Genomic DNA, 1558 nt, shown 5'->3' with positions numbered 1-1558 from the left:
TAACCGGTGATCGCCGCGCCGGCCTGCTGCAACGCGGGCACATCGAACGCACGCGGATCGTCACGCCCGCCGTGTTCTGCGTCGAGGTGCTGTGATCAATGCCGGTCGGTTTTCTGACTCAAGAGCAACGCGACGGTTTTGGCCGCTATGTTGATTCGCCCAGCCGTGAAGAGCTGGAACGTTACTTCCACCTGAGCGATGAAGACCGTGAAGCCATCCAGGTGCTGCGGGGTAACCATAACCGTCTGGGTTATGCCGTTCTGCTGACCACCGTCCGCTTCGTTGGCGTTCTGCCGGACAAGCCCGCCGCCGTGCCGGTGGAAGTCCTGCAGGTGCTTTGCCGACAACTGGCGATTCCAGACCCCGACTGCCTCCAGCGCTATAGCGATCATCGCCGCTGGATACATGCCACCGATATTCAGAACCGCTTTGGCTATCGTCATTTCACCGATCCGGGCATCGGCTTTCGCTTGAGCCGCTGGCTGTATGCCCTCTGCTGGACGGGCACCGACCGGCCGGGAGTGCTGTTTGAGCGAGCCACCTCGTGGCTGTTCACACAGAAAGTCCTCCTGCCTGGTGTGTCTCAACTAGAGCGCTTTATCGCCCAGTTGCGCAGTCGGGTCGAAGAACGCCTCTGGTTTACGCTGGGCCGCAGCGTGACTGAGGAACAGCGATTGCAACTGCAAGACTTGCTGACGGTGGCCGAAGGCAACCGCAGCTCCCGGCTGGATCAATTGCGCTCCGGCCCGGTCATGGTCAGTGGCCCCGCGTTGATTCGGGCACTGCGCCGGCTCGATGACGTGCGCGGCATCGGCATCACCTTGCCGGCGGCGGCGCACATCCCTCCCAGCCGTATCGCCGCCCTGGCCCGCTTCGCCAACACGGCCAAGGTCACCGCGATTAATCGGCTGCCGGCGTCGCGGCGGATGGCGACACTGGTGGCCTTCGCACTCTGCCTGGAGGCGACTGCGCACGACGACGCACTGGAAGTCCTGGAGGCCTTGCTGCGCGACCTGTTCAGCAACGCGGAGAAGGCCGACAAGAAAGCCCGCATGCGCAGCCTGAAAGACCTGGATCGGTCGGCCGCGACGCTCGCCGCCGCGTGCAAGGTCGTGCTGGACAGCTCGATCAGCGATGACAACGTGCGCGCCCGGCTGTTCAACGACCTGCCGAGGACCACCCTGGAAAAGGCCCTGGAAGAGGTCAACGCGCTGATCCGCCCGGTAGATGACGTCTATTTTCTTGCATTGGAAGCGCGCTACCGCAGCGTGCGCCGCTTCCTGCCCGACCTGCTCAAGCACATCCGCTTCGGCTTCAGCCCGGCCGGCAAGGGCGTGGCGGCTAGTCTGGAGTGGCTGCAACTGAACCTGCCGCGCCGGAAGCCAGAGGATGACGCGCCGCAGGAGATCGTGGCCAAGGCTTGGCAGAAGCACATCACCCGCGAAGATGGCTCCCTCGACATGGGTGCCTATGTGTTCTGCACGCTCGATGCGCTGCGCACGGCCCTGCGCCGCCGCGATGTCTTCGTCTCGCCCAGTTGGCGCTATGCCGACCCGCG

At 64.2% G+C, this 1558-nt stretch carries 1 protein-coding gene and 1 pseudogene; both read left to right on the top strand.

What is annotated here, in order from left to right:
• A pseudogene (locus QMX89_RS22615) lies at positions 1–95 on the top strand (PIN domain nuclease); the annotation flags it as partial.
• A 3-nt stretch (positions 96–98) separates the two neighbouring features.
• Positions 99–1558: DUF4158 domain-containing protein (locus tag QMX89_RS22610; RefSeq protein ID WP_282349950.1), on the top strand; the 1460-nt coding region annotated here is incomplete at its 3' end.

The organism is Pseudomonas sp. PS01301, from assembly GCF_029960215.1.
Classification (GTDB): domain Bacteria; phylum Pseudomonadota; class Gammaproteobacteria; order Pseudomonadales; family Pseudomonadaceae; genus Aquipseudomonas; species Aquipseudomonas coleopterorum.
The sequence above is the reverse complement of the archived record's forward strand: the minus strand, read 5'-3'. Positions and strand labels throughout refer to the sequence as shown.